The sequence below is a fragment of the Aliiroseovarius sp. M344 genome, from assembly GCF_025140835.1.
Lineage (GTDB): Bacteria > Pseudomonadota > Alphaproteobacteria > Rhodobacterales > Rhodobacteraceae > Aliiroseovarius.
The window spans coordinates 1,498,487-1,522,986 of sequence record NZ_CP081153.1 but is presented as its reverse complement, the minus strand read 5'-3'; the positions used below and the strand labels follow the sequence as shown (position 1 = coordinate 1,522,986).

The 24,500-nt window shown below is 56.3% G+C and carries 26 protein-coding genes and 1 tRNA gene; 5 read left to right on the top strand and 22 right to left on the bottom strand.

Annotated features, from left to right (window positions below; translation table 11 throughout):
• Window positions 1-12: 12 nt before the first annotated feature.
• The 4 genes from K3556_RS07415 to K3556_RS07400 all read right to left on the bottom strand — a co-directional run bounded on the left by K3556_RS07415 (window position 13) and on the right by K3556_RS07400 (window position 4,979).
• The gene (locus tag K3556_RS07415; protein ID WP_260519077.1) at window positions 13-1,221 is read right to left on the bottom strand and encodes an ABC transporter permease; all 1,209 of its coding nucleotides are present in this window, start codon (window positions 1,219-1,221) and stop codon (window positions 13-15) included.
• A 4-nt stretch (window positions 1,222-1,225) separates the two neighbouring features.
• Complete coding sequence (locus K3556_RS07410) at window positions 1,226-2,398, bottom strand: efflux RND transporter periplasmic adaptor subunit (RefSeq protein ID WP_260519076.1); 1,173 nt, start codon at window positions 2,396-2,398, stop codon at window positions 1,226-1,228.
• Window positions 2,399-2,790: 392 nt separating this feature from the next.
• Window positions 2,791-3,552 (bottom strand): class II aldolase and adducin N-terminal domain-containing protein, encoded by a 762-nt coding sequence (locus tag K3556_RS07405; protein WP_260519075.1) that lies wholly within the window; start codon window positions 3,550-3,552, stop codon window positions 2,791-2,793.
• 83 nt (window positions 3,553-3,635) lie between these two features.
• Window positions 3,636-4,979, bottom strand: coding sequence for an ATP-binding protein (locus K3556_RS07400; RefSeq protein ID WP_260519074.1), 1,344 nt, complete (start codon window positions 4,977-4,979; stop codon window positions 3,636-3,638).
• Between the two features lie 89 nt (window positions 4,980-5,068).
• Here K3556_RS07400 and K3556_RS07395 point away from each other — a divergent pair, with 89 nt between their 5' ends.
• The 3 genes from K3556_RS07395 to K3556_RS07385 all read left to right on the top strand — a co-directional run bounded on the left by K3556_RS07395 (window position 5,069) and on the right by K3556_RS07385 (window position 6,375).
• Window positions 5,069-5,992 (top strand): MBL fold metallo-hydrolase, encoded by a 924-nt coding sequence (locus K3556_RS07395; protein ID WP_260519073.1) that lies wholly within the window; start codon window positions 5,069-5,071, stop codon window positions 5,990-5,992.
• 58 nt (window positions 5,993-6,050) lie between these two features.
• Window positions 6,051-6,125, top strand: a tRNA-Asn gene (locus tag K3556_RS07390).
• A 58-nt stretch (window positions 6,126-6,183) separates the two neighbouring features.
• The gene (locus K3556_RS07385; RefSeq protein WP_260519072.1) at window positions 6,184-6,375 is read left to right on the top strand and encodes a very short patch repair endonuclease; all 192 of its coding nucleotides are present in this window, start codon (window positions 6,184-6,186) and stop codon (window positions 6,373-6,375) included.
• Here K3556_RS07385 and K3556_RS07380 read toward each other — a convergent pair.
• The 12 genes from K3556_RS07380 to K3556_RS07325 all read right to left on the bottom strand — a co-directional run bounded on the left by K3556_RS07380 (window position 6,372) and on the right by K3556_RS07325 (window position 14,684).
• A complete protein-coding gene (locus K3556_RS07380; protein ID WP_260519071.1) occupies window positions 6,372-6,854 on the bottom strand; it encodes a hypothetical protein in 483 nt (160 codons plus the stop codon). The two genes, K3556_RS07385 and K3556_RS07380, sit on opposite strands and share 4 nt — an antisense overlap.
• A gap of 1 nt (window position 6,855) precedes the next feature.
• Window positions 6,856-7,377, bottom strand: coding sequence for a hypothetical protein (locus K3556_RS07375; RefSeq protein WP_260519070.1), 522 nt, complete (start codon window positions 7,375-7,377; stop codon window positions 6,856-6,858).
• A gap of 61 nt (window positions 7,378-7,438) precedes the next feature.
• Window positions 7,439-8,668: a site-specific DNA-methyltransferase gene (locus tag K3556_RS07370; RefSeq protein WP_260519069.1), complete on the bottom strand. Its 1,230-nt coding sequence runs from the start codon at window positions 8,666-8,668 to the stop codon at window positions 7,439-7,441.
• A gap of 595 nt (window positions 8,669-9,263) precedes the next feature.
• A complete protein-coding gene (locus K3556_RS07365) occupies window positions 9,264-9,440 on the bottom strand; it encodes a hypothetical protein (RefSeq protein ID WP_260519068.1) in 177 nt (58 codons plus the stop codon).
• 8 nt (window positions 9,441-9,448) lie between these two features.
• On the bottom strand, window positions 9,449-9,763 hold the full coding sequence (locus K3556_RS07360; protein ID WP_260519067.1) for a hypothetical protein: 315 nt from the start codon (window positions 9,761-9,763) through the stop codon (window positions 9,449-9,451).
• Between the two features lie 888 nt (window positions 9,764-10,651).
• Window positions 10,652-11,389: a hypothetical protein gene (locus K3556_RS07355; RefSeq protein WP_260519066.1), complete on the bottom strand. Its 738-nt coding sequence runs from the start codon at window positions 11,387-11,389 to the stop codon at window positions 10,652-10,654.
• Window positions 11,374-12,159: a terminase large subunit domain-containing protein gene (locus K3556_RS07350; protein WP_260519065.1), complete on the bottom strand. Its 786-nt coding sequence runs from the start codon at window positions 12,157-12,159 to the stop codon at window positions 11,374-11,376. Before K3556_RS07350 ends, K3556_RS07355 begins: the two co-directional genes overlap by 16 nt.
• A gap of 229 nt (window positions 12,160-12,388) precedes the next feature.
• Window positions 12,389-12,976 carry a hypothetical protein gene (locus K3556_RS07345; protein ID WP_260519064.1) on the bottom strand — a complete coding sequence of 196 codons (588 nt, stop codon included), beginning with the start codon at window positions 12,974-12,976 and terminating at the stop codon, window positions 12,389-12,391.
• Window position 12,977: 1 nt separating this feature from the next.
• On the bottom strand, window positions 12,978-13,367 hold the full coding sequence (locus tag K3556_RS07340; RefSeq protein ID WP_260519063.1) for a hypothetical protein: 390 nt from the start codon (window positions 13,365-13,367) through the stop codon (window positions 12,978-12,980).
• A complete protein-coding gene (locus K3556_RS07335) occupies window positions 13,357-13,926 on the bottom strand; it encodes a hypothetical protein (RefSeq protein ID WP_260519062.1) in 570 nt (189 codons plus the stop codon). Before K3556_RS07335 ends, K3556_RS07340 begins: the two co-directional genes overlap by 11 nt.
• 114 nt (window positions 13,927-14,040) lie before the next feature.
• Window positions 14,041-14,418: a hypothetical protein gene (locus tag K3556_RS07330; RefSeq protein WP_260519061.1), complete on the bottom strand. Its 378-nt coding sequence runs from the start codon at window positions 14,416-14,418 to the stop codon at window positions 14,041-14,043.
• Window positions 14,418-14,684: a hypothetical protein gene (locus tag K3556_RS07325; RefSeq protein ID WP_260519060.1), complete on the bottom strand. Its 267-nt coding sequence runs from the start codon at window positions 14,682-14,684 to the stop codon at window positions 14,418-14,420. The genes K3556_RS07330 and K3556_RS07325 overlap by 1 nt, the downstream gene beginning before the upstream one ends.
• A 264-nt stretch (window positions 14,685-14,948) precedes the next feature.
• On the opposite strand from K3556_RS07325, the gene K3556_RS07320 reads away from it, so the two are divergent.
• A complete protein-coding gene (locus tag K3556_RS07320; RefSeq protein ID WP_260519059.1) occupies window positions 14,949-15,731 on the top strand; it encodes a hypothetical protein in 783 nt (260 codons plus the stop codon).
• A 542-nt stretch (window positions 15,732-16,273) separates the two neighbouring features.
• On the opposite strand, the gene K3556_RS07315 is transcribed toward K3556_RS07320, so the two are convergent.
• The 3 genes from K3556_RS07315 to K3556_RS07305 all read right to left on the bottom strand — a co-directional run bounded on the left by K3556_RS07315 (window position 16,274) and on the right by K3556_RS07305 (window position 20,333).
• Window positions 16,274-18,625 (bottom strand): DUF5906 domain-containing protein, encoded by a 2,352-nt coding sequence (locus K3556_RS07315; protein ID WP_260519058.1) that lies wholly within the window; start codon window positions 18,623-18,625, stop codon window positions 16,274-16,276.
• Between the two features lie 115 nt (window positions 18,626-18,740).
• The gene (locus K3556_RS07310) at window positions 18,741-18,992 is read right to left on the bottom strand and encodes an AlpA family transcriptional regulator (RefSeq protein WP_260519057.1); all 252 of its coding nucleotides are present in this window, start codon (window positions 18,990-18,992) and stop codon (window positions 18,741-18,743) included.
• 192 nt (window positions 18,993-19,184) lie between these two features.
• On the bottom strand, window positions 19,185-20,333 hold the full coding sequence (locus K3556_RS07305) for a tyrosine-type recombinase/integrase (RefSeq protein WP_260519056.1): 1,149 nt from the start codon (window positions 20,331-20,333) through the stop codon (window positions 19,185-19,187).
• A gap of 304 nt (window positions 20,334-20,637) precedes the next feature.
• Between K3556_RS07305 and K3556_RS07300 the strand changes: the two genes are divergently transcribed.
• Window positions 20,638-22,119, top strand: a complete 1,482-nt coding sequence (locus K3556_RS07300) for a tyrosine-type recombinase/integrase (RefSeq protein ID WP_260519055.1) — start codon at window positions 20,638-20,640, stop codon at window positions 22,117-22,119.
• 116 nt (window positions 22,120-22,235) lie between these two features.
• On the opposite strand, the gene rnhA is transcribed toward K3556_RS07300, so the two are convergent.
• The 3 genes from rnhA to K3556_RS07285 all read right to left on the bottom strand — a co-directional run bounded on the left by rnhA (window position 22,236) and on the right by K3556_RS07285 (window position 24,486).
• Complete coding sequence (gene rnhA, locus K3556_RS07295) at window positions 22,236-22,703, bottom strand: ribonuclease HI (RefSeq protein ID WP_260519054.1); 468 nt, start codon at window positions 22,701-22,703, stop codon at window positions 22,236-22,238.
• Between the two features lie 36 nt (window positions 22,704-22,739).
• Window positions 22,740-23,123, bottom strand: a complete 384-nt coding sequence (locus K3556_RS07290; RefSeq protein ID WP_260519053.1) for a hypothetical protein — start codon at window positions 23,121-23,123, stop codon at window positions 22,740-22,742.
• A 775-nt stretch (window positions 23,124-23,898) separates the two neighbouring features.
• Entirely contained in the window at window positions 23,899-24,486 is a 588-nt protein-coding gene (locus K3556_RS07285) for a hypothetical protein (RefSeq protein ID WP_260519052.1), read from the bottom strand.
• Window positions 24,487-24,500: the final 14 nt, after the last annotated feature.

The window sequence follows — 24,500 nt, the reverse complement described above, 5'->3', positions numbered from 1 at the left end:
GAATGCGATTGCTCACTGGCCAATCGCCTCGACCGGATCAATTCGAGAGGCAGAGCGGGCGGGAAGGATTGCCGCCAGAGTGGCGCCGATCAAGGTCAATACAATCGCAAGACCTATCGAGGCTTGCGCAACGTCGATTGGCAACTGGCCCGGCTGTACGTCACCGGCGGGTGTAAGCGGGGTCAGGATCGCAAGGCCAAACATGGCGCCTACGATGCCGCCCAATAACCCGATGAGAACGCCCTGCGACACAAAGACAAGCAATATGAAGCGCTGGCTGGAGCCCATAGCCCGCATGATCCCGATCTCGGGTCGCCTTCGGTAGGTTGACAGCATCAGCGACGAGGCAACCCCGATAACAATCGTGACAAGGGCAAATCCTTTCAAAATCAAACCCGTGTCTGATTGCGCCTTGAGCCCTTGATAGAGTTGTTCGGCGGTGGCTGTCCACGGCTCAGCTGCGAGCCCGGTCGTTGCCTCGATCCGGTTGGCAACGTCCGGTGCGTCATAGAGATTGTCGAGTTTAAGTTCGATCCGAGAGACGCCGTTGGGCATATCAAATAGGCTCCGCGCGGTACGAATATCAAGGTAGGCCGCGGCCGAATCCAGCTGGCCCACGCCTGATCCGAACACTCCCGAAACCACCAAAGTCACCGTCGTGCCGATGTCCGTGCGCAAGGCCACCGTGCCACCCAGTGTCAGGTTCATCTCTTCGGCAAGTGTTGAACCGATTAAGACACTGTCCCCACTCAGCGCCAGATCACCCTGCTGAAGGTATTGGTCAAACGGAATAATCGCCGAGATTCGATCTGGTTCCAGACCGACGACACCGACCTGCCGCACACGTTCGCCACGGATCAGGACGCCGCCACCAGTGATCTGAGCCGAGGTCATAGTGACGCCATGAATTTGATCAATGACCTGTTGAAATGGAATCGCGTCTTGAATGCCGGTGTTGGCGACTGTCGAACTTTGCCGCGCCATCAAAATGGTCGCTCCGCTTCCAGTCTCAAGTTGAGGTAGATCGCGATCATCAGCGGCGATCGTGACATGGGCCATGCCACCCAATGTCTGGTTCACCATTAAGTCTGCAAGTCCCCCGATCAGGGCGCTCATGAAGGTGAAGATGAAAACCGCAACAGCCACGCCAAGCACCAACAAACCTGTTTGCGATGGGTTTGACGTCAAATGCCGTAGGGCGATCTTGATGGCGTAGCGCATGTCCCTAATCGCCCGTTTCAGCGTCGTTAAGCACTGCGAGGGCTTGGCCATCTTCGACACCGTCCGGCGCAAGGACAACGATGTCACCGTCTGCGAGTCCTGATATCACCGCCACCTCTCTCGATGGCCAATTAACAAAGGTGATCGGGGTCAGTACGGCGTGCCCGTCCCGCAGCACAAATACCGCTGTGCCGGTTTTGGTCGCCACGAAGGCGCGTCGCGGAACAGTTACAGCCCTATCAACGGAGTCGATCAGAATGTTTGCAACAGTGTTAAGCCCGATTTGGGCCTGCGGGGTTTCGTCAAACGCCAGTTTGACCCGTAAGCTCCCAGTCAACGCGTCGACCTCTGCGGCAACGAACGACACCACGCCCGGTTCGACCTCGGTCCGACCGGTCAACTGCAGCCATACGCGTTGACCTGCCCGAACCCGTGCTGCGTAAAGCTCATCGATTTGAACTTCGACATGCAGATCACGCGTGTCCGCGACATGCATCAGGATGTCGGACGGGTTGACCAGATCACCGACCTCGACAGAACGGTTCAGGACAACTCCCGTGATTGGCGATGTTATCGAATAGTCAGGAAGCGACAGCTGCACCTGTTCGAGTGCCGCTTGCATTTGAATGACGGTGGCGGCAGCCAAGGCCAGATCGCTTTGTGCATTTGCGACAGCAACTGCACTGACGGTCCCGCCCAGGCTAATCAGTCGATCCAGATCGGTCTGCGCCCTTTGCTGGCGCAAAAGCGCCGCATCCAATGCAGCCATGGCTTGTCGGGTCCGGCTGTTTTGCTGTGACGCATCCAGAAGAACAAGCTTGTCACCTGAAATGACATCATCGCCTTCGTTGACTTCTACCGCATTAACACGGGCCGAAACCGAGGATCTGATGTCGGATTGAATATCAGCTGCTGTACGCCCCCTGACCGCCAAAACACGCTCAACTGGCCCCGCGACGATATAGGTAACGGCCACTTGAGGGGCTCGCCCTGTACCATTCAGCGCGCCCCAAGCGAAAACCAAGAGCACCCCTGCCAGAACAGCGCCAAGGGCACCCCAGTGGCGGGCCTTTCTTGATGCCTTTTCCTGCGGTGACTTCGGGACGGGAACCAGTGAATTTGCACCAGTTGCACGGCTCGTCGGTGTAACGATCTCTTCGGTTTTTTCAGAGCTCAAGGTTTGCCTCGGGTCTAACTATTGGGGACCATACTCAGGTAAGACTGCTTGCGCCCAGAGTGAAACCTCCTTCGTCTATTGTCTAGCAGTATCGATTTGCATGGCCGCCGAGCCAAAACAAATGAAAACAGCCGCAAGGCTACTCAATAACTATTTGCGTGTTCAAGGGGGCGGCCTTCTTCTGCTAAAGGTCACTACATCGAAAGCAGAGCCCCGAGTCAGTCCAATCTCGCGGCAGAGCAACGGCAATTGCAAAAGGCAGCAATGCGTGGAAAGTGGACGAGCAGACACTAAGAACCAACAGTAGCTTTGTCCCGCAAAGCCGTCATCCCTCACAACTCAAGCACTTCATTGGTTTGCTTTGTCTGATTGGACAGCTGATAAGCCCACTCTCACCCTGTGTAGTTATTTCCCTCGTCATCCAAAATGGCCTTGAGCTCGCTCAGATGGCGCTCGCTTTGTTCGGGGTAGTCTTCCAGTTCTCGCGCCGTTTTCTCGGCCACATCGTCGGGCAGAACGCGCAACGGCTGGCCAGTTTGCAAGGCGCGGATATAGGTCTCGGCGGCACGTTCGAAGTAATACAGCCGGTTGAACGTGTCAGCGACGCTGTCCCCGATCACAAGCACGCCGTGGTTGCCCATGATCATCACTTTGACTTTGGGGTCGGTGAGCATGGCCGCGCAACGCGCGCCTTCATTTTCAAAGGCGAGCCCGCCATACCCATCATCAATCACATAGCGGTTGTAGAACGTCGCGCAGTTCTGGTCGATCGGCGGTAGGCTGCTGTCTGCCAAGGATGCCAGCACGGTTGCGTGGATCGAATGCACATGCATCACACAGCGGGCATGTGGGCACAGCCGGTGGATTGATCCATGCAACCCCCAAGCGGTTGGGTCGGGCGCGTCCGGGCGCGCCATCGTTGTTGGGTCTTCAGCGTCCAGAAGCAGAAGGTCAGAGGCACGGATGCGCGCAAAATGCATCTGGTTGGGGTTCATCAAAAACTGCGTGCCCGTGTAGTTCACGGCCAGACTGAAATGATTTGCCACACCTTCGTGCATGTTCAGGCGTTCGGTCCAGCGAAACGCAGCCGCCATATCCACGCGCTCTTGCCAATGCTCGATATTTGGAACTGATTTGGGGTGCGCTTGGGCCATGTTTCACTCCATGTTTTGGTCTTTGTTGCAGTTGGTCGGGCAAACCGGTGCTTGTCGAGCCTGTTTGCGACATCTGAAGGCGGCTAAGTGGGCAACACGAACTCGACCTTCAACCCACCCAAATCGGCGCTGTCGCCCAACCGAAGATGCCCCCCGTGACCGCGCGCGATGTCATTGGCAATCGCAAGGCCCAATCCGACACCCGACCCTTTGTCCTGATTGCGGGCCTTGTCGAGCCGCGCGAAAGGTTTCAACGCCTCCTCACGTGCCTCTGGGGGGATCCCGGGCCCATCATCCTCGACCACGAAACGTAGATCGCCGCGCCCGGTGACCAACGACAGACGCGCATGTGTGCCATAGCGGGTGGCATTTCCCAGCAAGTTTTCCAACGCACGTTCCAACGCGGCGCGGCGCAACGGGCGTTCGCCCGGGTTCGAGACCTCTCCCAAAGCCACATTCTGCCCGGCCCGCGCGGCGTTCTCTGCCAGATGGCGGGTCAAATCGGCAAGGTTCACAGGCTCAGGTTGGTCTTCCAACGCATCCGAGCGCGCAAAGCTCAGGAACCGGTCCACCAGCCGTTCCATGTCCGCGACATCCCGTTCCAGCTCGTCACGACTGTCATCATCGATCATGGCCAGCCCAAGCCGCAACCGGGTCAACGGTGTGCGCAAATCGTGGCTGACTCCCGACAGCATCAAAGTGCGTTGCTCGATCTGGCGTTCAATGCGCGAGCGCATGTCCAGAAACGCCTTACCCGCCGACCGAACCTCGGTCGCTCCGGCCAACTTATAAGGTACTACCTGCCCCTTACCGAACGCCTCGGCCGCCTTGGCCAATTGGCGGATCGGACGCAACTGGTTGCGCAGAAAGAGATAGGCGATCAGCGTCATCAGGATACCGGTCGCCACCATCAGGACCAAAAGCTGGTGAGGGTTGGACGCCGACACCCGGTCCCGCGAAAACCCAACCCGCATGGGGCCATGATTGGAAATGACACCGACGATCACACCGTGACGCGACGAGGTCAGATTGACCCCGGTTAGGTTCGGCAGGCCTGCCCGCAGCGTTCGCTCCACCCACTTGCCGGTCAGGTCGGTCAAGCGGATCGTCGTATCCACAGGTGCGCCGGGAAGCTCGACCGACATCGCCAGCGGACCAATCACCTGCGCGACGCTTTGCAGGGCAGCGTCTGGGGTGGCGGCCCCGTTGACCTCGGTCAGCAGGTAGTCCAGCTCCAAAACGACCGCGGATGTCATTTGAACCGTGATCCGGTTGAAATGCCTTTGAATGAACACCACCGACACGACCAGTTGCAACGTCACGATCGGCACGATCAAAATCATCGCCGCCCGTCCATACAAACCACGTGGCATGAACTGTTTCAGCCATGCGAAATCAAGAAAGCGGTTTTTGGGCAGTTGAACCATGGCCAAACCCTATGACGCAGCGCCCCGCTTGCCAAGCAGCGACCACGCAGGGTTACTGTCGCTGGGGATTCGAAGGAACGGAGGCCGCAATGGCAGACAACACCAATGCGATGGAGCGCCCGCTCGTAGGTGTCATGGCAGCACTGGAACCCGGCCTGCGCCGGATCATCGCGCCCAACCCGTCGCCGATGACATATTGGGGCACGAACACCTTCGTTCTGGGCGAAGGCGACGTGGCCGTGATCGACCCCGGCCCGGCTGATCGGGGTCACATGGAGGCCATCCTGTCGGGGTTGGCGCGCGGCGAACGTGTGACACAGATCCTTGTTACTCATGCCCATCTTGACCACTCGCCCTTGGCCAAGCCCCTGTCCGAGGCGACAGGCGCGCCAGTGATCGCCTTCGGCGACGCCTTTGCCGGACGCAGCGCGGTGATGCAGGACCTTGTCGCGCGCGGGCTGACGTCTGGCGGCGAAGGTGTGGACACCGGGTTCACGCCCGACATTTGCGTGGCTGATGGCGAAGTGTTTCAGGCCGGCAGGTGCGAATTTGAAGCCATCTGGACCCCCGGCCACTTCGCCAACCATCTCAGCTTTGCTGCGCAAGACGTTGTTTTCACGGGTGATCATGTCATGGGCTGGGCCAGCTCTCTGGTCTCACCCCCCGATGGTGATCTGACCGCTTTCATGGCCTCCTGCGCCAAACTCGCCGCCCGACAAGACAAGGTCTATTACCCGGCACACGGCGCACGGATCACCGATCCGGCCGCGCGCATGGCATGGTTGATCGCGCATCGCCAGTCGCGCGAGGCGGAGATTTTGGCAGCTCTTGCCGAAGGCAAACCCACCACCGTCACGGCATTGACCCGCAAGATATACACGGACACCCCTGCGGCATTGATCCCTGCCGCAGAACGCAATGTCTTTGCCCATCTGATTGACCTGTCGGTCCGCGAAATTGTCGCCGCAAACCCTAAGCTCGAGGCCCACGCAGAATTTCGACGGGTCGGGTGAAAAAAACAGGAATTGTACTTGCGGCTATGAATCGCTCTTGCTATATCGCCCCACGTGTTCCGGCGTAGCTCAGCGGTAGAGCAGTTGACTGTTAATCAATTGGTCGTAGGTTCGATCCCTACCGCCGGAGCCAATCAACCACTTGGTTGTAAAGCAAAAATGGCGATCCTCCGGGATCGCCTTTTTCGTTTTTGCAACGATTTTGCAACGCGGGCGCAGGCATCGACTTTCGGCAAGGCATTGCCACGCCTGTGTTTCTGGTCATGGTCGATCACGTAACCCCAGAGCGTCGATCCTTCATCATGTCGAAGGTCGGGCAGAAGAACACGGCTTTGTTCTCGGTCTTGATCCACCCGACGCTTGGTGAAGCCCTCGTAAGCTAGAATCGGATGTCACGTGCCAAAATATCGAGGAACTTCTTGCGTGAGACCTTTGCGTTCGCTCCCAACGCATTTCCAACATGCCACCGAAGCACGTTCTCGACAGGAACAACGAACACATCAACGACCGGGAAACCCACAATGTCGGAGAGAATGAAACCTTTAATATCACCGAGTTTGGCCTGAAACCCTTCCTCATTGAAAGCCCGACCTGAACCAACTTGGTTGCTTGGGTTGAAGTAAACGCCCTGCCTAGTGATCGAGCGCACTTCCCATTTCGCTCCGTCCGGGGCGAGCAGGTCGTAACCTGCGCCCTCCGAGGGTGCGAGTTGCCAGCCGGGATTTTCCCACATTAGCCGCCGCTCGATGATGAAGGATACGCGCCGCCCGTCGGTGAGGTATTCGCGAACATCCTTGGGCGTCACCCGGAACGCGCGGGCAAGCTCTTCCTCATCCCAAGCCATCGTGAATCTCTTTTCCATGTCAGGCCTCCCTTGCAATCGGGAAGGTTTGCATCGGACTCAGATTCCTTATCTGGATATGATGGCAGCGGTATCCGCCCCGACCACCACCCTTTGCGCCAAAGTCGCGGAGCGGCGCGGCATCAACAGCAGCGGACGTGGTCCAACCTGCGATACGGCATACTAGCCCGGGTTCCAATTTTGATGCATCGCGGTTTGGGATATCGATTATTGTCTGAACATAAGCCTCCGGCTTGCGCTTGGCGGCATAGTCCTCACGAACCAGAAGGTTGAGGGTGTCTCGGAAAGGAAAGGCGCTGGTCTTTACCTCAATGCGATCAAGGAAGTCTGCCTTACCTTTCGTGTCTAAAAAGTTGTGAAGCCGCCAGTCCCCAATGAACCACTGCGCGAAAGCTAGTTCACCGATCAGCCCAGCCAACGTGTCGTAGGGTGAGGCCACCGTTCGGTTGACCTTGACCGCGTCAACAGCCCCCGCCGCCGCACCGAGCATCTCGGCGGTAATTTCAATATCTATGTAAGGCAAATGTTTCTCCGTGATTCTTTTTATCACAGAGCAAAGCAGCTTACCGGGAGAAGAGTCGAGTCTACAACCGTTGCAAGAGCACTATCCTGTTCGTATTTGTGCCCTTCGCACCGTTTGCAACACCCCAGCAGTTGGCAGTCTTGGTAAATGTCTGATCGTTCACCATCACGCCTAGTCGGTTGAATGGCAGACCCTCAGCGGCCTTCCAGACGAGCCGTTCGAGCAGAACCTTGCCATTGCGCACCTCTCCGACCTCAAACGCGACAAAACCACCGGGCCGCAAGATTCGAGCTTGCTCGGTAAGCACGCGATGCACCATATCTGTCCACGCTTCCTCTGTGCGGTGCATGTCAATAGCGACCGTTTCCGGGTCGATGCCTGCAAACCAGCATCGAAGCCAATTGTCCGCTGCATACTGCACAATATCGAGGAACGGCGGCGAGGTGACCGTAAGATCAACTGAACTGTCAGCGATGCCCGGTGTGTCCCATGCTGCCCCCGTGTGCAGCCGCGACTGAACCTGGCTAGGCGCACAACCGCTTTTAAGTAGCGTCTTAGACTTCTTGAGGATTACGGCCACCACATCGCGCACCGGCGGCGAGACCCCCAGTTTATCGTTAATCTTCAATTGCGCTTTGATCGACACAGCTTGGTTTGGTGGCATCGAACGGCCCGAAAAGAACCCCGGCGAGTGACCCGAAAGCCGGTTGATTGCAACCATCCGAATCCAATCTGCAACGGGGTCAATGTCATCACTACCGAGAGGCGCATGTTCAGCCAGCCAGAGCCGCAACGCTTCCAGTTTTTGGAGTGTTTCGCGGTGATAGAATGCCAGCAGGTCTTCGCGCTCAACCTCCCCCCTCGACCAATCGACTGTATCAAGTGCCGAGGCGACCTGTTGCAAACTGATCGGGCGCAAGCGCGGCCGCGTTAGCAAGACTGACAACGGATTAATGTCGTTTCCATATGCCTGCCGCCCCATCAATGCGGCTTGCACAGGCGTAGTCCCTCGCCCCATGAATGGGTCGAACACTACGTCACCGGGCTTGGTCAGCCGCTGGACAAAAAACTCCGGCAACTGCGCCTTAAAGCAGGCACGGTAAGAAACCTCGTGGATGGAATGTGCCTGACGTTGACCAGCCGTCCAAAACTCATTGATCAAGTATGGGATACCGTCAACAGTCTCTGCCGCTGTTTTCTTCCCAAACTGATCAAATCCTGTCAGGTCTCCGATGAAGTCCTCAGCCGTTGCTGCGAATTGCTCCTGATCAAAGATGGATAGTTGGTTCATCAAGCGATTCCGTTCTTCTTATTCTCAGCCTCAACAGGCAGTTAAGCACTAAGTGTTGTTGCTCTGTTTAGACAACTTAGCAAACCTAGGCATGAGATGAAACCACAGCGTCCCGCACCCCCGGTTGATCTGGTCGCCCGACCGGCACTCATGAAACATACATTTATCAACCAATGACGACTGCGCTGCTCCTGCCTGCCTACTTTTACCCGCATGGCGTCGCCCTAGGCATCGTGGTTGTCGAGTTGGTCGTGGCTCCGTCCTCTGGGCGCAAGACCGTACACGGCCAGACGCACCGCCCCGCAGCGCGCGTCTAAGGCAGGGTTCGAATTCGCGGGCATGACGATGCCCAAAACACTGAGACGCCCGTCAGCGCGCGTTTTTTCGGGGGTATATGAGCGCGTATCGGTGCGTCTTGCGGCGAAGAAAAACGGGCGGCTCGATGGCCGCCCGTTTTGTAGTTTTCAAATTTTGGGCGATGTCCACCATCGACCTTCCATGAAGATGTAGGTCCGTCCGCAATGCTTGAAACGAACATAGCTGTTGCGGTCGAGGCCTCGGCTGATGATGCGCAGCCGTTCGCGAACGTTTGGACTCATGCCGCGTCCTCCGCTTCGATCTCGGCGCGCCGAGCGTATTCGCCTTCGGCATACCGATATTGGAAGCCGTCATACTGTTCATGCCAGAAACCCAGCAAGAAACCAGCGTCGTAGTGCTGTTGCAAAACAGTCCTTGCAGCTTCAATTTCTTTGAGCGCGAACTCATCTGTCATCTGAGTTTTCATGCCGCCCCCAGCTTGAGTTCAACCCCCGCTTTGAACCAAACCTTCTCCAAAGCTCGCAGTTCTTTTGCCAAGTTCTCAACAGTCGTAACGGAGAAACCAAACTCTTTGTCAGCCATAAGAATCGCAAGCACTGCGCGATCTTCATCGATTTGCGGATTCAAGCACACCCCTCGCACGACAACACTGCCAGCCTCAAAAGTCACTTCGCACTCATCGACTTCTGTGTTCAAGATCGCGAGTGCCGTAGCGAGTTGCGTCTTGCTCACGTGCGGAATGGATGCGAGGGTTTTTTCGTCAATATGGGTAGTCATGGGAATGGCTCCTTTCATTTAAAGCCAATTGGTAGCCACGTTCCGTTTGGATGCTGGCCGTGGTGATTAATTGGCATACACAGCGAGGTCTGGGATATGGGACAGCAGGGGCGCGAACCTAACAAGCTGACGCCCCTTGAGGGGATTGAGCCGAACGAGTTGACGCCCCAAGAGCGTATCGCGTTCGAGAAGGAACTCGGAGATTTCCAGCCTGAAAGGCCCATGGACAGCGATGATAGCACCGGTGCACCAAGCGGCAGGCGTTACTCGCGGGAGCAAGCTTTTCGGGCTTGGGAGTATCTTGAGTGGCACGACCCAGCACAGCCGTTACCGACTTGGGTGTCGGCTTACTTGCGAGGCGTAGCTGGCAAGGTTCTCGGAGACCTTGGACCTCTGGGTAGCTTGTCACCTGCCTCCGCCCACGCAGCACTTGGGTTGGTGGGTGAACAATGGCCCAAGCATCACCCTAAGTCCGTCTTTGCCATCATAAACGCATGGCTCGATCCAGACGGTCCCGGTGGACCTCTGGTCGACGGGCGGAAGGCCGGAGCCGTCCGGTACATCGAGGAATACATGGGTAATGATCCCAACGTCCAAGTCGATACCGTTATTGAGTGGTATCGGAAGGGGCAGAAAGCACACAAACGCCAAGGGAGCTAGGCATCAGCCATGAGGGTGAGGACTTAATGGGCTTCGACGCGACAATGCTTACTCAAATTGTGATTGCTCAGCCCCGGAAGAAGCCGTGAAGACGGTTAGACGTGCTGGCAGATATGTCGATGCCCAAATGACGGAGATACCCGTAAGCACCGGGGAAATCCTCGGTCTCTCGTCGATCTCAAGGAACATCGACCCAAGCGGGTTTGGCGAGCACGACGAGAGACGCGTTCACCACCAGCCGCGAAGGGTCTGCTGCACGGCGAGGCCTGCTTGCAAGTATTGCGAGGCGAACCCGCCGAGGATCAACGCAATGCCCAAGTCGCCGTGGCCACCCGTGCTGCGACTCTGGCTGATGATCTGGTTGCCCGCCGCCGTTGTCGTCGTCGCGAAGGAAGCCAAGTCGGCCTCGATCTCGTCGCGCAGCGGCAAGTCAGGCGCGAATTTCAGATCGCCAGAGGCGAACAGCACGGCGAGGTTTTCGATCATAAAGGTCTTGCCTGCGTTACAATACCGCGCTCCCTTCTTCGACCAATCCTGCCCGCCCGTCATCTGCACCGCCTTGTGATCGACGCCTTGATCCCAAAGCATGTCGCTCACGACACGTCCAATTGATGTGCCGTCGATTGCGAGTTCTGACTTCCCGCCGAATGGCGGTGCGTTGCGCAGGCGAACGAGGTGATCCACCACATCGACATAGGACACGCCACGGAAGCGGTCAGCGTAGACCACGGTGCGCTCGCGCGGGCCGACGATGATCTTGCCGTCGTCCACGATGGGCAACGCTTGGTCCTTGATCACGACAACCGCCGAGAAGTCGTTCGCCTGCCCGAGGTCAGCAGAAACCCAATAGCGTTGGTAGCCCGAGATGCGCGGGATTGCGGGGTCTTGGTTGGTCTCGTTCACCACCTCGCCGTCAGGCAGATAGACGAGGTTCAATTCGGGTTCGTAGTTCAGAGTTTCGGACACATCGCAACCTCCGTTGTGCTTGTCGCTTGTTCGATGATGGAAAGGTCGAAATAGGCGTGGCCATCGCTGATCATTTCCACCTCTATTTCTTGGCGGAACTTCGTCGCGGAGAGCGTGCGGCGCATCCGCCCGACCTTTTCGGCAAGCCTCGGAATGTCCGTGCCGCGCACGACAATTCGGTGGATGCCGTCGCCGGGTTTGGCGTCGAGGAACAGCCGCGCGAAGTAGTTGTTTTTGCCTGCGGGTGTGCTGCTGAAATAGACCTGACTTTGTTTGCTCGCCAACATGGGCAAAACGGACGAGATCAGGTCTTCGCCGCCGTTCTCACCTTGGAGAAATGCACACTCGTCGATGATCAGCAACGACACCGACGGATAACCGCGAATGGTGTCGGACGTGGACGGCAGCGCGACGACGCGCGCTCCGTTCGACATTTCGAGTTCGGTCAAGGTCGAACGTGTGATGACCAAATCCGTGCGGCGGAGCTGCTGCCCAATCTCGCGAGCGATGATCTTCGCTTGCCGTTCGGCGGGCGCGACGCAGATGGTCAGGCTGTCAGGAACGTGCAATTCCTCGACGGCACGCGCGGCCAACACCGAGGTTTTGCCCGCCTGACGGCCCACGCGCAAAGCGATCTCGGACGCCTGCGTGGTGAACGCCTCGACCTGCCAAGGATCAGGCGCGTGGCCAATCCAGTGGCTCAGGCGTGCGACGGGATCAAGGTAACGTTCGAGGCCGACGCACCAGTCATGTAGGGCATCAAATGGCATTCTTAACGCCCCATCTGACAGGCGCAGCAACAGCCCATCGAATATCGTGGGGAGATATGCCCGTTCTTGCACGGCTTGCCCGTGAAATATTTGCCTTCTCCCTTTGCCTCGCGGCGGGACGCGGGCAATTCAACCCATTCGGGATGCCCTGCCGCGTTGGCTGCTTCCAAACGCCTTGCATGATCGCGAGCGTAGTGATCCCAGCCGAGGAATTCTGAATGGGGCGACTTCATAGCACCGAATCCTCTTTTGTGACGCTGAGAACGTGATGGCGCATCTGCTTGAGAAGGACGGGTTGAGCCTCGGGAACCTCGTCGCATACCGCGCGGAGGATGCTTTTCATCGTCACCCATTCGGGCGATTCCGCGAGGGATTGGGTCACTGTCAGGTTGGTACTCATGCGACCATGCATGGTAGCAATGTCTCGGAGGACTTTCCGCAAGCCGTCCATCGCGGCCAAGGCGAACCCGTCGTCGCCTGCTTCTTCGGCTTTCGTGATCAGCTTTTCGACGCGCCGCGCGAGGCTGTCATAGGTTCGGGCAACGTCCATGCGTTCGTCGTTGAGAACCTGCGTCGCCTCGTCCACGGGTGCCGTCCGCGCGCCCGCCAAGATCGAACGCACCATTTCTTCCGTGATGTGTTCCTTGCGATAGCGCGAAACAGAATCCGCGTGCATCCCAAGACGCTTCGCGACCTGTGCTTTCGGCATACCGCCCGGCAGGCCGTGTTCCCCAAGCACGATCTGCTTGATGATCGTCTTTTTCTCGGGGTGCGTGTTGATCGTGTTTGGCCGACCGCTGCCTTTGTTCCCAGCCATATCAGGTGTCTCCCAAAGGCGTGGTTGAGGCGGTGATGGGCAGGCACGTATCGTCGCGATACCAAGCAATCCGCTGCTTCAAGCGGTTCCATTCTTCAACGGAGATATCCACCAAATGATCATGAACGCGATCTGCCACCTGTTCCCGCATACCAGCCGCGACGAGATCGCGGCGCAACTCGCCAAACTGCAATCCTCGGATGCGGAGTTTCATAGTCTGCGCGAGCGCGACAATCAGGGCGTCCTGACTGCTGCCTGACGGGTTTAAGGGTGCGTGATCGTGCTGCGTTACGACTGTCAGGTCACGCAGTACAATCACTTCGTCTTCCGCCGAGAACCCAAGGACGACGCGATATGCCCATTCGATGGTTGCTCGATCCTCAGGCGTCATTGGATTTCTCCATGAGCGCGAGTTTCGTTTGCATATGCTGAGGCAGATCGTCGGCGTTGCTCCACTGCTGCACGGTCATGCCATCAGCGCGAAGCTGGCGGTATTGACGCGCGTCTGATGCCATCGCATCGCGGCGCATGTAGGCGACCTTTTGGTCGTCGTCGCGGATCAAGGTGGTTTTCAGCGAGGCGTCGATTTCAGAGCGGCTTGCGCGGCGGTGCATGTCGTCGGGTTCCGTCGGATCGACGATTTGCAATTGGGTGCCCGCTTTCGCTGCTGCCTCTTTCGCGGCGCGATACTTCTGCGGGTCGCGCGCTTCTTCGCGCGTGAGGCGGTGCGTCGGCTGCGTTCCTTTCGGATACCAATCGCCATTGATCTGTTCGAAGCCAGCCGCTGCCATTTTCGCCTTTGCGTCGGGGTCAGCCGCAAGCGCGCGTTTCATGTCTTTCTTCTCGTCAAGCAAGCGTTCGTTGTGCTTCTTGATTCCAGAAATCTCGGTGGTCAGCGATTGCACCTGTTGGATGAGCGCCTGAATAGCGGCGTCGGTGTCGGTTGCCATTTCTTTGTCCTTTCAAAACCAAAGCAGACGCGGCTGGGGAGCCACGCCTGCAATTGCTTGGTAAGGACATGGCGCGCCGCGCATGACATGAATTTATGAAATGGTGGGAGTTGGTTACACCGAAGAAGCAGGTAGAGCATGGGGGTATTTAAGGTGTTGCCAACGCGTCCGAATGTCTTTGACGGCTTTCGCGTGGCGTTTTAGGGCAGCGGGTGTTTTGTCCGTCGGCGGGAAGTCGGCACCCTCCATCATACGGCGAACGCGCTCGCCGAGCACATTGCCGTCCCATCCGATCAGGCTGCACAGGAAGGCACGGTGGCGGGCATGTGGGCCTGTCTGATCCGTCAGGAATGCGATTGCCTGATTCTGCTCCGACTGCGTTGTGAAGGTCTCGTGGCCGGATGTGGCGGTCAAGAACAGGTCACGGTAGGCTTGCATGAGGATCGCCGTGACCAATGCCGCCTCAGGCGATTGTTGGCGGCTCTCGAACATCAGGCTTTGAGTTGTTCGACCACGGAGACAATGTGCTGCCATGGGATCGGGAAGGAATGGGGGTGCACTTCGACGGTCACGCCTTCGGGCTGCACCAAGACGTTGTAGCTGTCGCGATAGATGTTGTCCTGATCGGGGTTGAACGTTGATTTGAGATCGTCGGCAAAATCAGCCGCATCGGGCACGCCGAGGTTCGACGTGGTGTTCATACGGTTGTAGGTGAGCGTGACGGCTTCGTGCTCGTCAATCGTCGCGGTGATGGTCATTGTCATGTCCTTTGTAATGTGGCGCGCACCGAGTTCATCACGGCAGATAGGGGAGCCGATGCTAGGTCATTCCCGATGCGCGCAGACCCAGCACGAAATGCGTATCACCCGCTGTTGGGGTGTTGGTCTGGGGAATGAGGTGGAGGGGTGGGAGAATAAGGTGTTCACGTAATCATGGATGAACACAGTAGCGCAATCCAAGGTGACAAATTGACAATCAGTTCGTAACATTTCCACTGCAAAGTCTCAGTATTGGATTAAGCGATGCCGAATGAAGACAAACCATCAAAAACAAATACAAAGATAGCGCCTGCTAACAGATGCCATGCGCTCAATCGGCGGGGCCAAGCTTGTAAGAAACCGGCGATGCCCGGATCAAAATACTGCACCTACCACGCCCCGACTATTGAGAAAGGCGTTAAAAAGGCATCTCGCGGTGCGGTTGGTACAGCTGGATACGTCGCAGGCTTATTGTCTGGCGCAGGCTCTTCGGATTTCTTCGACTATTTAAAGGACAAGTATGGCTATAAGCATTTCTTCCCTCCCGTGAAGGATGAGCAATCTTCTATCACCGATATTGAATTAGGCATGGAAGTCCGTGAGACAGATGAAGTCGTCAGGTACTTTCTTCAGGAAGAAGGCTCCGACTTCTTGTTTGAAAACGATGACGTTGAGAAAGTAGTAAAGATGACCCGCTACTCATACTATCCGGTTGAGTATGGCGACTCATATGACCCAAGGAAGATTACAAAGGTTCTTGAAGCTGCCAAAATGGCTACAAGCATGGGGAATAGTGGGGTGGACACCCATCTACTGTTTATCCACGAGGGAGGACGCAGAAGATACGCAGGTAACGTCGCGGCTGTTTGGTTGGAGACCGAGATTTCTGATAACCTTGTGCTCTACGCCCTGTGGGGAAAAGGCGGCGATCTCAGCCAGGCTTACCGCGACACACACGTCTTTGATCCGAGAAAGCACCAATTCATCGAGACACAAAGGCAGACGCGAGGTCATATTCGAAATGGGGTGTTCGTACCCGATTTATGAATGAGGTAAGTCCGCCGCCCATTTTTTTGCCACCTCCGTTATTATCTCACGTGTTGTGATGTGCATTTCGCATAGGATCCGACAACTGTTGCAAAGCGCGTTGCAAATTCGCGATCCAATTTCTCCAACCGTTTGATCAGCAAGCCAATCTATCGCACACGACAATTCATTGATGATCAATTGGCCTTGTTCAACCCCGTAGTTGCAACTTGCTCGCAACAAGCACGCGGAGAAAGCGGGAGGAGGTCACTTTCTAAATCGCCCTATTGTCGGTCTCTGTCGATCAATGTCGCACGTTTCCACATCGACACCGAGCTAACACATTGATCCAACAGCAAAGATGTCGATACTGTCGTTTATGTCGATATATTTTACCACTTATGTTTGCTTGCTACGCATTTCGCACACAAAAACACACGCAACACGACCAAACGTTTTTTCCTACCGACAATCGACAATTCCGACACCATCGACACCGCTGCAACGAAAACGGGCGATGCCCTTCGACACCGCCCGCCTCCGATCATCGAAATGTTGGAATATCAGAAAGGCGTATCCTCGCCATGGATCGCCTGCTGACGTTCCGAATATGCTTTCTCAACATCCTCAGGATCACCAACGCGGAAATCGACCGAAGGTGTTTTGAAACGCCCCCAGCCACCACCGTTGCCGTAGTCAACACCTGTCCGGCGCGATACCGCCGCCCTGAAATCCGACAATGACTTAAGATCAATACCGCGTGCATGACCGCCGTTCTCCAAAATCGGGTGCATCGTCGGAACACCATCACCATCGACCGTGCGCTGATATTCTTTGATGTGCATTGCGTTGCGACAAGTGCCTTTCCACCCAAGGATTTTCTTGGCCCGTTCACCAAGGACGCGTGGTTTGTCATAAGGTGACGCGCCGCGCTGACGTGCTTCTCGATGCAAAGTGGACGTTGCCAACCGCCCATTGCCGTCTAAGTCGTCAAACACGATCCCGCTTTCCGCAATCTCGTGCAGCACTTCAAGCACAGGATCAGACATGATTTTGTCTGCCTGTTTCGCTTCCGTGATGATTGGTCGGCCAATAAATTCGCAATCCACTTCATATTCCAAGAGATATCGAAGCACCACGCATGGGTCCAACTCGTAGTATTTCCGCCAGTATTCACGGGCCTCGCTGCTGTCTGGATTGTCGAACATGTTGGCGACCTCAATCACCGTCCAGCGCCTATCGTCGTCGTCGATATGAACTGCCTGCTGATCATTGGTCGTGGCGATCATGCGGTGGACGTTTTTGCCCATGAACCCGGCGAGGAACTTTTGTTCGTATGTCCAACGCGGCGACGAGATGAATGCCTTGAGGGTGTTTGCCTGTTTTGGTGATCCCGCGAACACGGACTCCTCCGCCAGAACAAAGGTCGATCCGAACATGCCGCGATTGAACCTTTCAAACAGGCGATCAGAGTCAGCCACTTCCTGCACTTGCTCATCGCGTAGGATGCGCGCCAACATAGCCCCAAGGAACGACTTGCCGCCGCCTTGTGCCCCACGTAGCGCGAGGGCTGTGCCGGGATGTAACGACCAAGGTCGCTGAACACCGTCAGCAACGAACGACATGACCCAATGAGCGAGCGCCTTGTCACCACCGCAGAGGATGCGTTCGACATAATCGACCCACAACGACGCGTCGCCTGCTTTGGGTTCGACACGCCACCCCTGAAAGACGTTCCAACCAGGTCCGTCGTATTCAGGCGACTCGATAACGATGCCGTCATATTCCAGTCGATCAGGATCGCGAAGCCAAAGGTCCGACATTTGCGCTGTCTTCCCGTTCGCCATGCAGGTCATTGGCTTTGTCCGCAATGTAAAGTCACGCAACGGGTAGCAAACTCCCGATGGCTGATGGAGAAATTCCACCCGCCCATCGACCATCATCATTGCCCACTCTTGGTTCATCCGTTCGACCACGTCGTAAGACAGATCAGTGGGTGTGCCTTGTTCGAATTTCATCACCTCTTGGATAACTTGGTCTAAACGCCGATTGTCAGTGATCGGCCCTTTCGCGCCGTATTCATGGTCTGGGTCGACAAATGAGTCGTTGACCATGGTGATGATCTCTTCCAATTGCTCTTTGTCCGCGCCGCGTGATCGGGCAGAAGCTGCGCATTTGAACAGATAGTCACGACGACCTTCTGACTGTTCAGGATGCTTGAAACCGCCCGCTGATTTCTTGCGCTCGGTTGTGCGCTTCTTTCGAGCGTTTGGCTTCGGTGCCAGCGCGGCCAGCAATGTATCGGCCATGGTGCCTTCCGAGACATTGCAATCAACCTCAACTTGATCCCACTGAACCGGATTGTCATCGGTCACGTAGGCAATCACCGTGGCTGAACGCCAAGCGATCACCTGTCGCTCATTGCCGAACGCGGGCAGGTTCATTTGCGATCCGCTGCCTTCGCTTTGCTTCGGAAACACCTCGCCCGCGTGTTTGATCACTTCGGGGTCGAGCACAGCGTCTCTTTTGGCTATGAGATAGGCACGCATACGTTCTGCGGGCACCCAGTCATCGACAAACGCGATGATATGAACACCCCCAGACTTTGAACGCGCAACCAGACAAGGATCGCGCCAAGCCTTCATAAGGGCTTCCACGTCGTCCTCGTTTTCGAGGATCGGGTAGATATCAACGTCGATTGCGCCCCACTTTACCATGCCATCATTCAAGGGTGATAAGCCGAGAGGCTTTTCGCCTTGGATATGCCGCACCCAATCTTGATCGGAAACGCCACGATTTACTGTGCGATAGTCAGGAACCATCTTGCCGTCGTCGCGCGGTTTGAGGGTTTTGGGGTCATATGTCAGGAACCGTTCTTGGTTCCCTGCGAATAGATTTTTGAATTCTTGATCCATACCATTATCAGGATGGACCTGCTTCACTGGTCGCGTGTCGATGCGTCGCCGCCTATAAATCAGTTATAGCGCACAACGCTTTCCATACCCGATACGCAATCAGTGAGGGGCAGGTTCATACTGCCCCTCCTACTTTGTGCGACTCTGCCCAAGCAATCACATCGTCGCGGTCATAGCGCACTGTGCGCTCGCTCCAGTAGATCGCAGGCGGCACGTCGCCGTCACGTTTCCATTCGTAGAATTTCGATTCCGAAACTCCAACGAAGTCGCACACCTGTTTCGGTGTCATGAGTTTTGGGAGTTCGGTTCTTTGCTCGAGATGTTCAATGCGCTTTTCGAGCGTGCGCAATAGTGCGGAGGAATCCATCAACAGATCCTTTCGTCAGTCCTTTACCAAGACAGACGCTCTCTGTTGATATGCGACGCAACGAGCTTCATAGAACCAAGCCGCATCACGTCGCCGCGTACTTGGGTATGCTGTGCACTGCCAGAGTGGCGCGCGTCTCACGACGGGCGTAGGTGCTCGGGCATCTTAGTGCAGTTGCGGTTAACAAACAATTTAGAAAGCAGGTTCTACCTTAATCCGTTCAAAGTAGACCTTCTCAATGTCTTCGACGGCACGACGGTTACCCATGCGCTTGAGGTATTTCATCAACATGTCGCTGCCCTCGCCCGCCTTCTTGTCGCCGCGCAGGAAGTGGGCGACATAGTCGGGCAAGAACGCCTCGGCAGACGCCTGCATGAAATGACGCCGCCCATCATGAGGCAGGAACACGCGGACGCTCTCGTCGTTGATCGTGGCGAACGTGCCTTTGGGGTCTGTGATGTATCCCGTGGCCGACGACGCAGGGAACACCCATTCGCTGTCTGTCTCACGGATCGCCTTGAGCAAGTCGATAACCGTATCCATTACGGGCAACGTGCGGGCAAGCTTGTTCTTCATTTTGGTCAGGTGGATCGTCTTGTTCTGCAAATCGACCTGATCCCACGAGAGCGAGCAAACGTTCTCCGACCGGATGCCCGTAAGGAACATGACGGCGACCGCCGTGCCGACAATGACGTTCTTCTCACGTCGCGCCATTATTGCCTCCCAGATCACCGACCAATCGTCTGCGTCGAGATCGTGGGCGTGTGCCGCCGCCGTCCATTGCGCCTCTGTTTCATCGCTTTTGGCGACGCGCGTCTTTTTCTGCCCAACTGGATTTACGACAGGTGCGAAGTTGAAAGCATTGCCGATACCGATGCGCACCGCCCTCGCTGTTGCCTTCTTGCCCTCGGCCATCAGGTCGTTGAGGACACCCTGAACGTCTGCGGAGGTTACGTCGGCCACATTGCGGTCCATGATCCCCCTCGCGTGCATTTCAAGCTGTCGGGACATTCGGTTGCGGTGATCGTCGGACATACCGCCTTGCGCCTGCGACGTATCGCACCAGAACTCCCAACCATCGCGAACGGTTACGATATTGCTCTTGGCAACGCTCGTCTTGGTGTCCCCCTGTTTAAACGCGGTGACCGCATCCATAGCCGGGAACGCTCCTACCTTGATCGACTTCGTTTTCCCATCGACGCGGCGCTTGATGTACCAAGTGTTCTTGGTCTTCCCGACGTTGAGATAGAGGCCGGGGAAACGATCCCCGTCGTGGCGATACATGCCGGGTGCGGCTTTGCGCAGTCGGGCGGGCTTTGTGAAATCAAGTGCGGCAGTCATCCGTAATGCTCCGTTTTTGCAACGTTTTGCAACGCACAACATCACTAAGTCGCATTCCGGCGCACTGTCAACCGATTGATTGTCGTTGCAAAATGGGCGCAAACCGCTGTTTTTACTGATGAACCGCACCAACCTACACCAAGTGAATAAATATCGTCGCTTGACTGTTAATCAATTGGTCGTAGGTTCGATCCCTACCGCCGGAGCCAATTTCTTTGAGCTATCCCATTGAAAGCCTTGATAATAAGGGCTTGCGCTGTCCCCGAGGGCTACATTACGGGATACATCGGGGATACATCCAATCATGGCACTGTTGATGAAACTATCAAACGTAGTCACCAATAAGGGGAAGTTCGTCTACAGCCGACGAATCCCCACCGACATCAAACATCTTTACCCATCATCGAAGCAGCCGTTTTTTCGTTGCCGCCTTCGGGTTCAAAAAGAGGGTGCCGATCTTGTCGCGGAACATGCTGCACTGGAAGCTGCATTCACGCGATTGGTCTCGGACGCACGTGACGGTGTGCCGGAAGCCTTGGGCGATAGCGGCATAGCGCGTTACAAGCAAAAGGCTTGGTCTGGCATAGACGATCCCCGAACCGAACGGGAAAAGTGGGAAGAAATGCGTGACGAGGCGGAAGCTTTGGTCAGGTCGATCAGAGGCGTGGATGATGTCGATCATTTGGGGGACGGTGGTGACCAAGCGCGGCGCGAGGTCGCTGCTGCTGAAATTGAGCGGGCTAACGGCGACCCCTTACTTTACCGTGCGGTAACCCAGCCTGACGCAGCCCCGCCCCCGGTCACCTTGGCGGATGCCGCTAGGGTCTATGAAAAGGAACGCCTTGGGGAAAACCCCAGCAAATCGGCACGGAACACATTCAACAAGATCAAGCGTCGGTTAGAAGCCTCGCTGGGGCCGCTCAATAGCATCCCCCTGTCTTCACTCTCGCGGGAACACGCCCGAAAGGTGCGGGACGATCTACTGACTGCACCCAAGAACAGCGGCAACGGAACGCTTTCACCTGCCTCCGTCGCTCGTGAGATCAATAGCATCAAGGCAATGATCACCGTCGGCATTACTGAATTTGACCTTCGGGGTCAGGCGTTCAACCCATTCGAGAAGCTTTCACTGCCTGCTTCTGTTGTCAAATCGGTTCAGAGCGAATGGGAGGAGCGTGACCCCCTGCCCGATGAACTCCTTTGCGCTGTCCGTCGGCGCGTTATGATGCGTGTCCGGGTGCCTGAACTTCGATTGATCTGGCGTCTTCTCCAAGCCACGGGTTGTCGCGGGGCGGAGATAACGGGGCTACTAATCGAGGATGTGGTTATTGATCATGCAACCCCTCACCTATGGGTCAGGTGGAATGATGAACGCCAGTTAAAGACAAAGACTTCGGTGCGACCCATCCCGCTCGTGGGTGATGGTCTGGAAGCCGCTAAGGAAGCCCTTGAGGCTGTTCGTGAAAGTCGGCAGAATATCCCCGCCCTATTCCCCAGATATGCCCGAGAAGGTGGCCCAGATGCTGTTTCAGGCGCTCTTATGGGGCACTTGCGCAAGGAGACCAAGAACCCACGCCATGTCGTCTATTCGTTGCGACATAACGTGAAGTCTTGGTTGGGCCAGAGTGGCGCGTCTGAACGCGACGAAAACCGCCTTCTGGGGCACGCCGAAGCATCCGTAGGTAACCGCTATTACGGGGGCTTAGATGACCGCCTGCGGGGCACAACAGCAGCCCTTGAGGCTGCCTTGGCGTTGGCCCCTGAAGGAGCGTGGGAGGTCATCTGACCCCCCACTTATCTCGTGCGGTCCTGATGTCCGGGCACTAGGTTTCCGGCTCAATCTGTAATGTAGACGCTATTCGACTACTACCGTCATGCCTCATGGCAGACATTTTGTTCCGCCTATAGGGTCGACGCATCGCGTGCCATCGCAGAAGCTAATCGGTCCGCCTCCTCGTTGCGCTCGTCTCCGTCATGGCCGCGCACCCATACCCAGCGGACATCCAATCCCTCGCAAACGGTCATAAGGGCTTGCCACAGGTCGCAGTTCTTGACGCTTTTTCCGCTTGCGCCGCGCCACCCTCTTTGTTGCCATGAAGGCAGCCATTTGGTCATGCCGTTTATGAGATACTGGCTATCGGAATAGACGGTAATCCTCGCCTTCTCATCTCGTTTGATTTGTTTCAGGCCGTTCAATGCGGCTTCCATTTCCATACGGTTGTTGGTCGTTTCCGCCGCGCTGTTTGCAACGCGCCGTTTCTTGATTTCGATTTCATCTTCATATCTCCGAACAATAGCTGCGCAACCGCCCTTTCCGGGATTGCCGATGCAAGAACCGTCAGTGTGAATTGTGATTTCGCTAGTCGTCATTTTGTTTCCTTTTCAGTGTAGCTTGGGGTTCCGACGTCAGGCGTTCGTGCCGCCGAAGTTTGAGTGATTCAGAATACGTTCGAGACCCTCGGCCATGAGGGCAGCCAGAACTTCGGCCCGCGAGATTTCCTTCCCGGTGGCCTTGAGGTGCCGCGCTTGGAGCATTTCAAGCACCGCCATTTGGTCAATGCGCAGACGGGTCGTTACCCAGCGCGGGCGGTCATCCCTGCCCACGCGGCCCGGCGGCTTCATCAGCCGATGGATTGCGTCCACGGTGAACGTTTCATCTGCGGCCATGACCTCGGGGGTTGAGACCAGCAAACTGAGTTTCCTACGAAGGTGGCGGGTCCAACGGGCGCGGTTGCGCTCACCCACGGCGGTTGCCTTGGTTTTGGTGGGACGGGTGTAGGTCTTAGTCATTGGGTTTTCTTCCGAAGTTGCTTCGGTTGCGGTCCTTTGAGAAAGGCCGTTTTAAGGGGCATTGGGATGAAGCAGGGGGTGTCACCTCGGTAGACCTCCAACAGGCCATTAAACTCAGGGTTTTCCTCACGGAGAATAGCAGCCAGCTTAGATGCAAGTGGCCCATCGCCAGTGATCTCATGGCCAAGAGAAGATTTTGCTCGGGGCTTGGTCCGATATTCACTCTTGTTGCGGTAGACCCGGACTGAGTCTAGGTCGATGCGGATTGTGTCTGTCACTTCGTTTTTCCTTCTTGGGAATGTAAAAGACCCCCGCCGGTAGGTCCGGCAGGGGCACCTTAAGTTGGTCGTTTCGGTGATGATGGGGTGCTGCAAAGGTTGGATGTCGTTGCCGTCGAAGACGGACATCCTCACTTAAGATGCATGTGAAGGTTGACCTGATGGTCACCTGAATAGTTCAGGGTCACCATCAAGGCGGCGTTCAGGGCAGCGTTTACATGGGGACTTTGTCCTTGGAGACCCAAGGAGTTGATGATGCCTAAGCATGACCGCTAAGTTGATTTAGGCCTTGGTCTTCGCCGCGACCAGCGGCAATGAATCTTCATCTCTAAGGGTGCGATCTCAGAGTCAGCCAGCTTAGCTGGGATAAGCTGAGGGTTCACCGTTAAGGTTTGTGTTAAGGTATATGTTAAAGCTCGGCTTCTTGTACGCGAAGGCGAAGCCGTAGCACCCCAAGGTTCCCCTAGAGGTTCCCCTTTATAGTGGTGGAGGGACGATTAATGGGATGCCGCGCGTTTGGGTTTGCGCCAAGGGGAAGGCCGCCGCTTCAATCGGCCGTCTTCGTAAAGCGAGGGCGCATCGGGTCCGTAGTATTCAGCCGGAAAGACCAGCTTGATCGCGCTGGGCAGGTTATTCGCCGGGTTCAAGACTTCATATGACCTCTGCCGGTAAACTTCTTGGCAATAGTGATCGAGGACATGTGCAATGTGAAGTCGCCCCGTTCCATCATCGCGATCCCAGCACTTGAGAAGCTGTCGTGTCGTAACAAGACGGCGAAGCTCTGCCACTCCACGGGCTTCCCCAATGAGCCGCTCTACAAACTCGGAACGGTAAACTGGTGGTGTCTCATAGAAGGCGTGTGAAAGGCCCTTGCAGCGGCCTTGACGAACTTCTTGAACGCGCTTGGCGTCGGAGCTTTCTTTGGATTTGCGGGGGCCACGGTTGGTGTTGCGCGTTGCGGTCTTGGCGCATTGGCGGTTGCAATACATCTGGTTCGTCCTTTTCGGGTGAAACTCTGTGCCACAATGCGGGCATGGCAAAGAAACCGCTTCCGGCGAACCGGGCGGGTGAATAACGGCTGTCATTGGAGGTGTCCTTA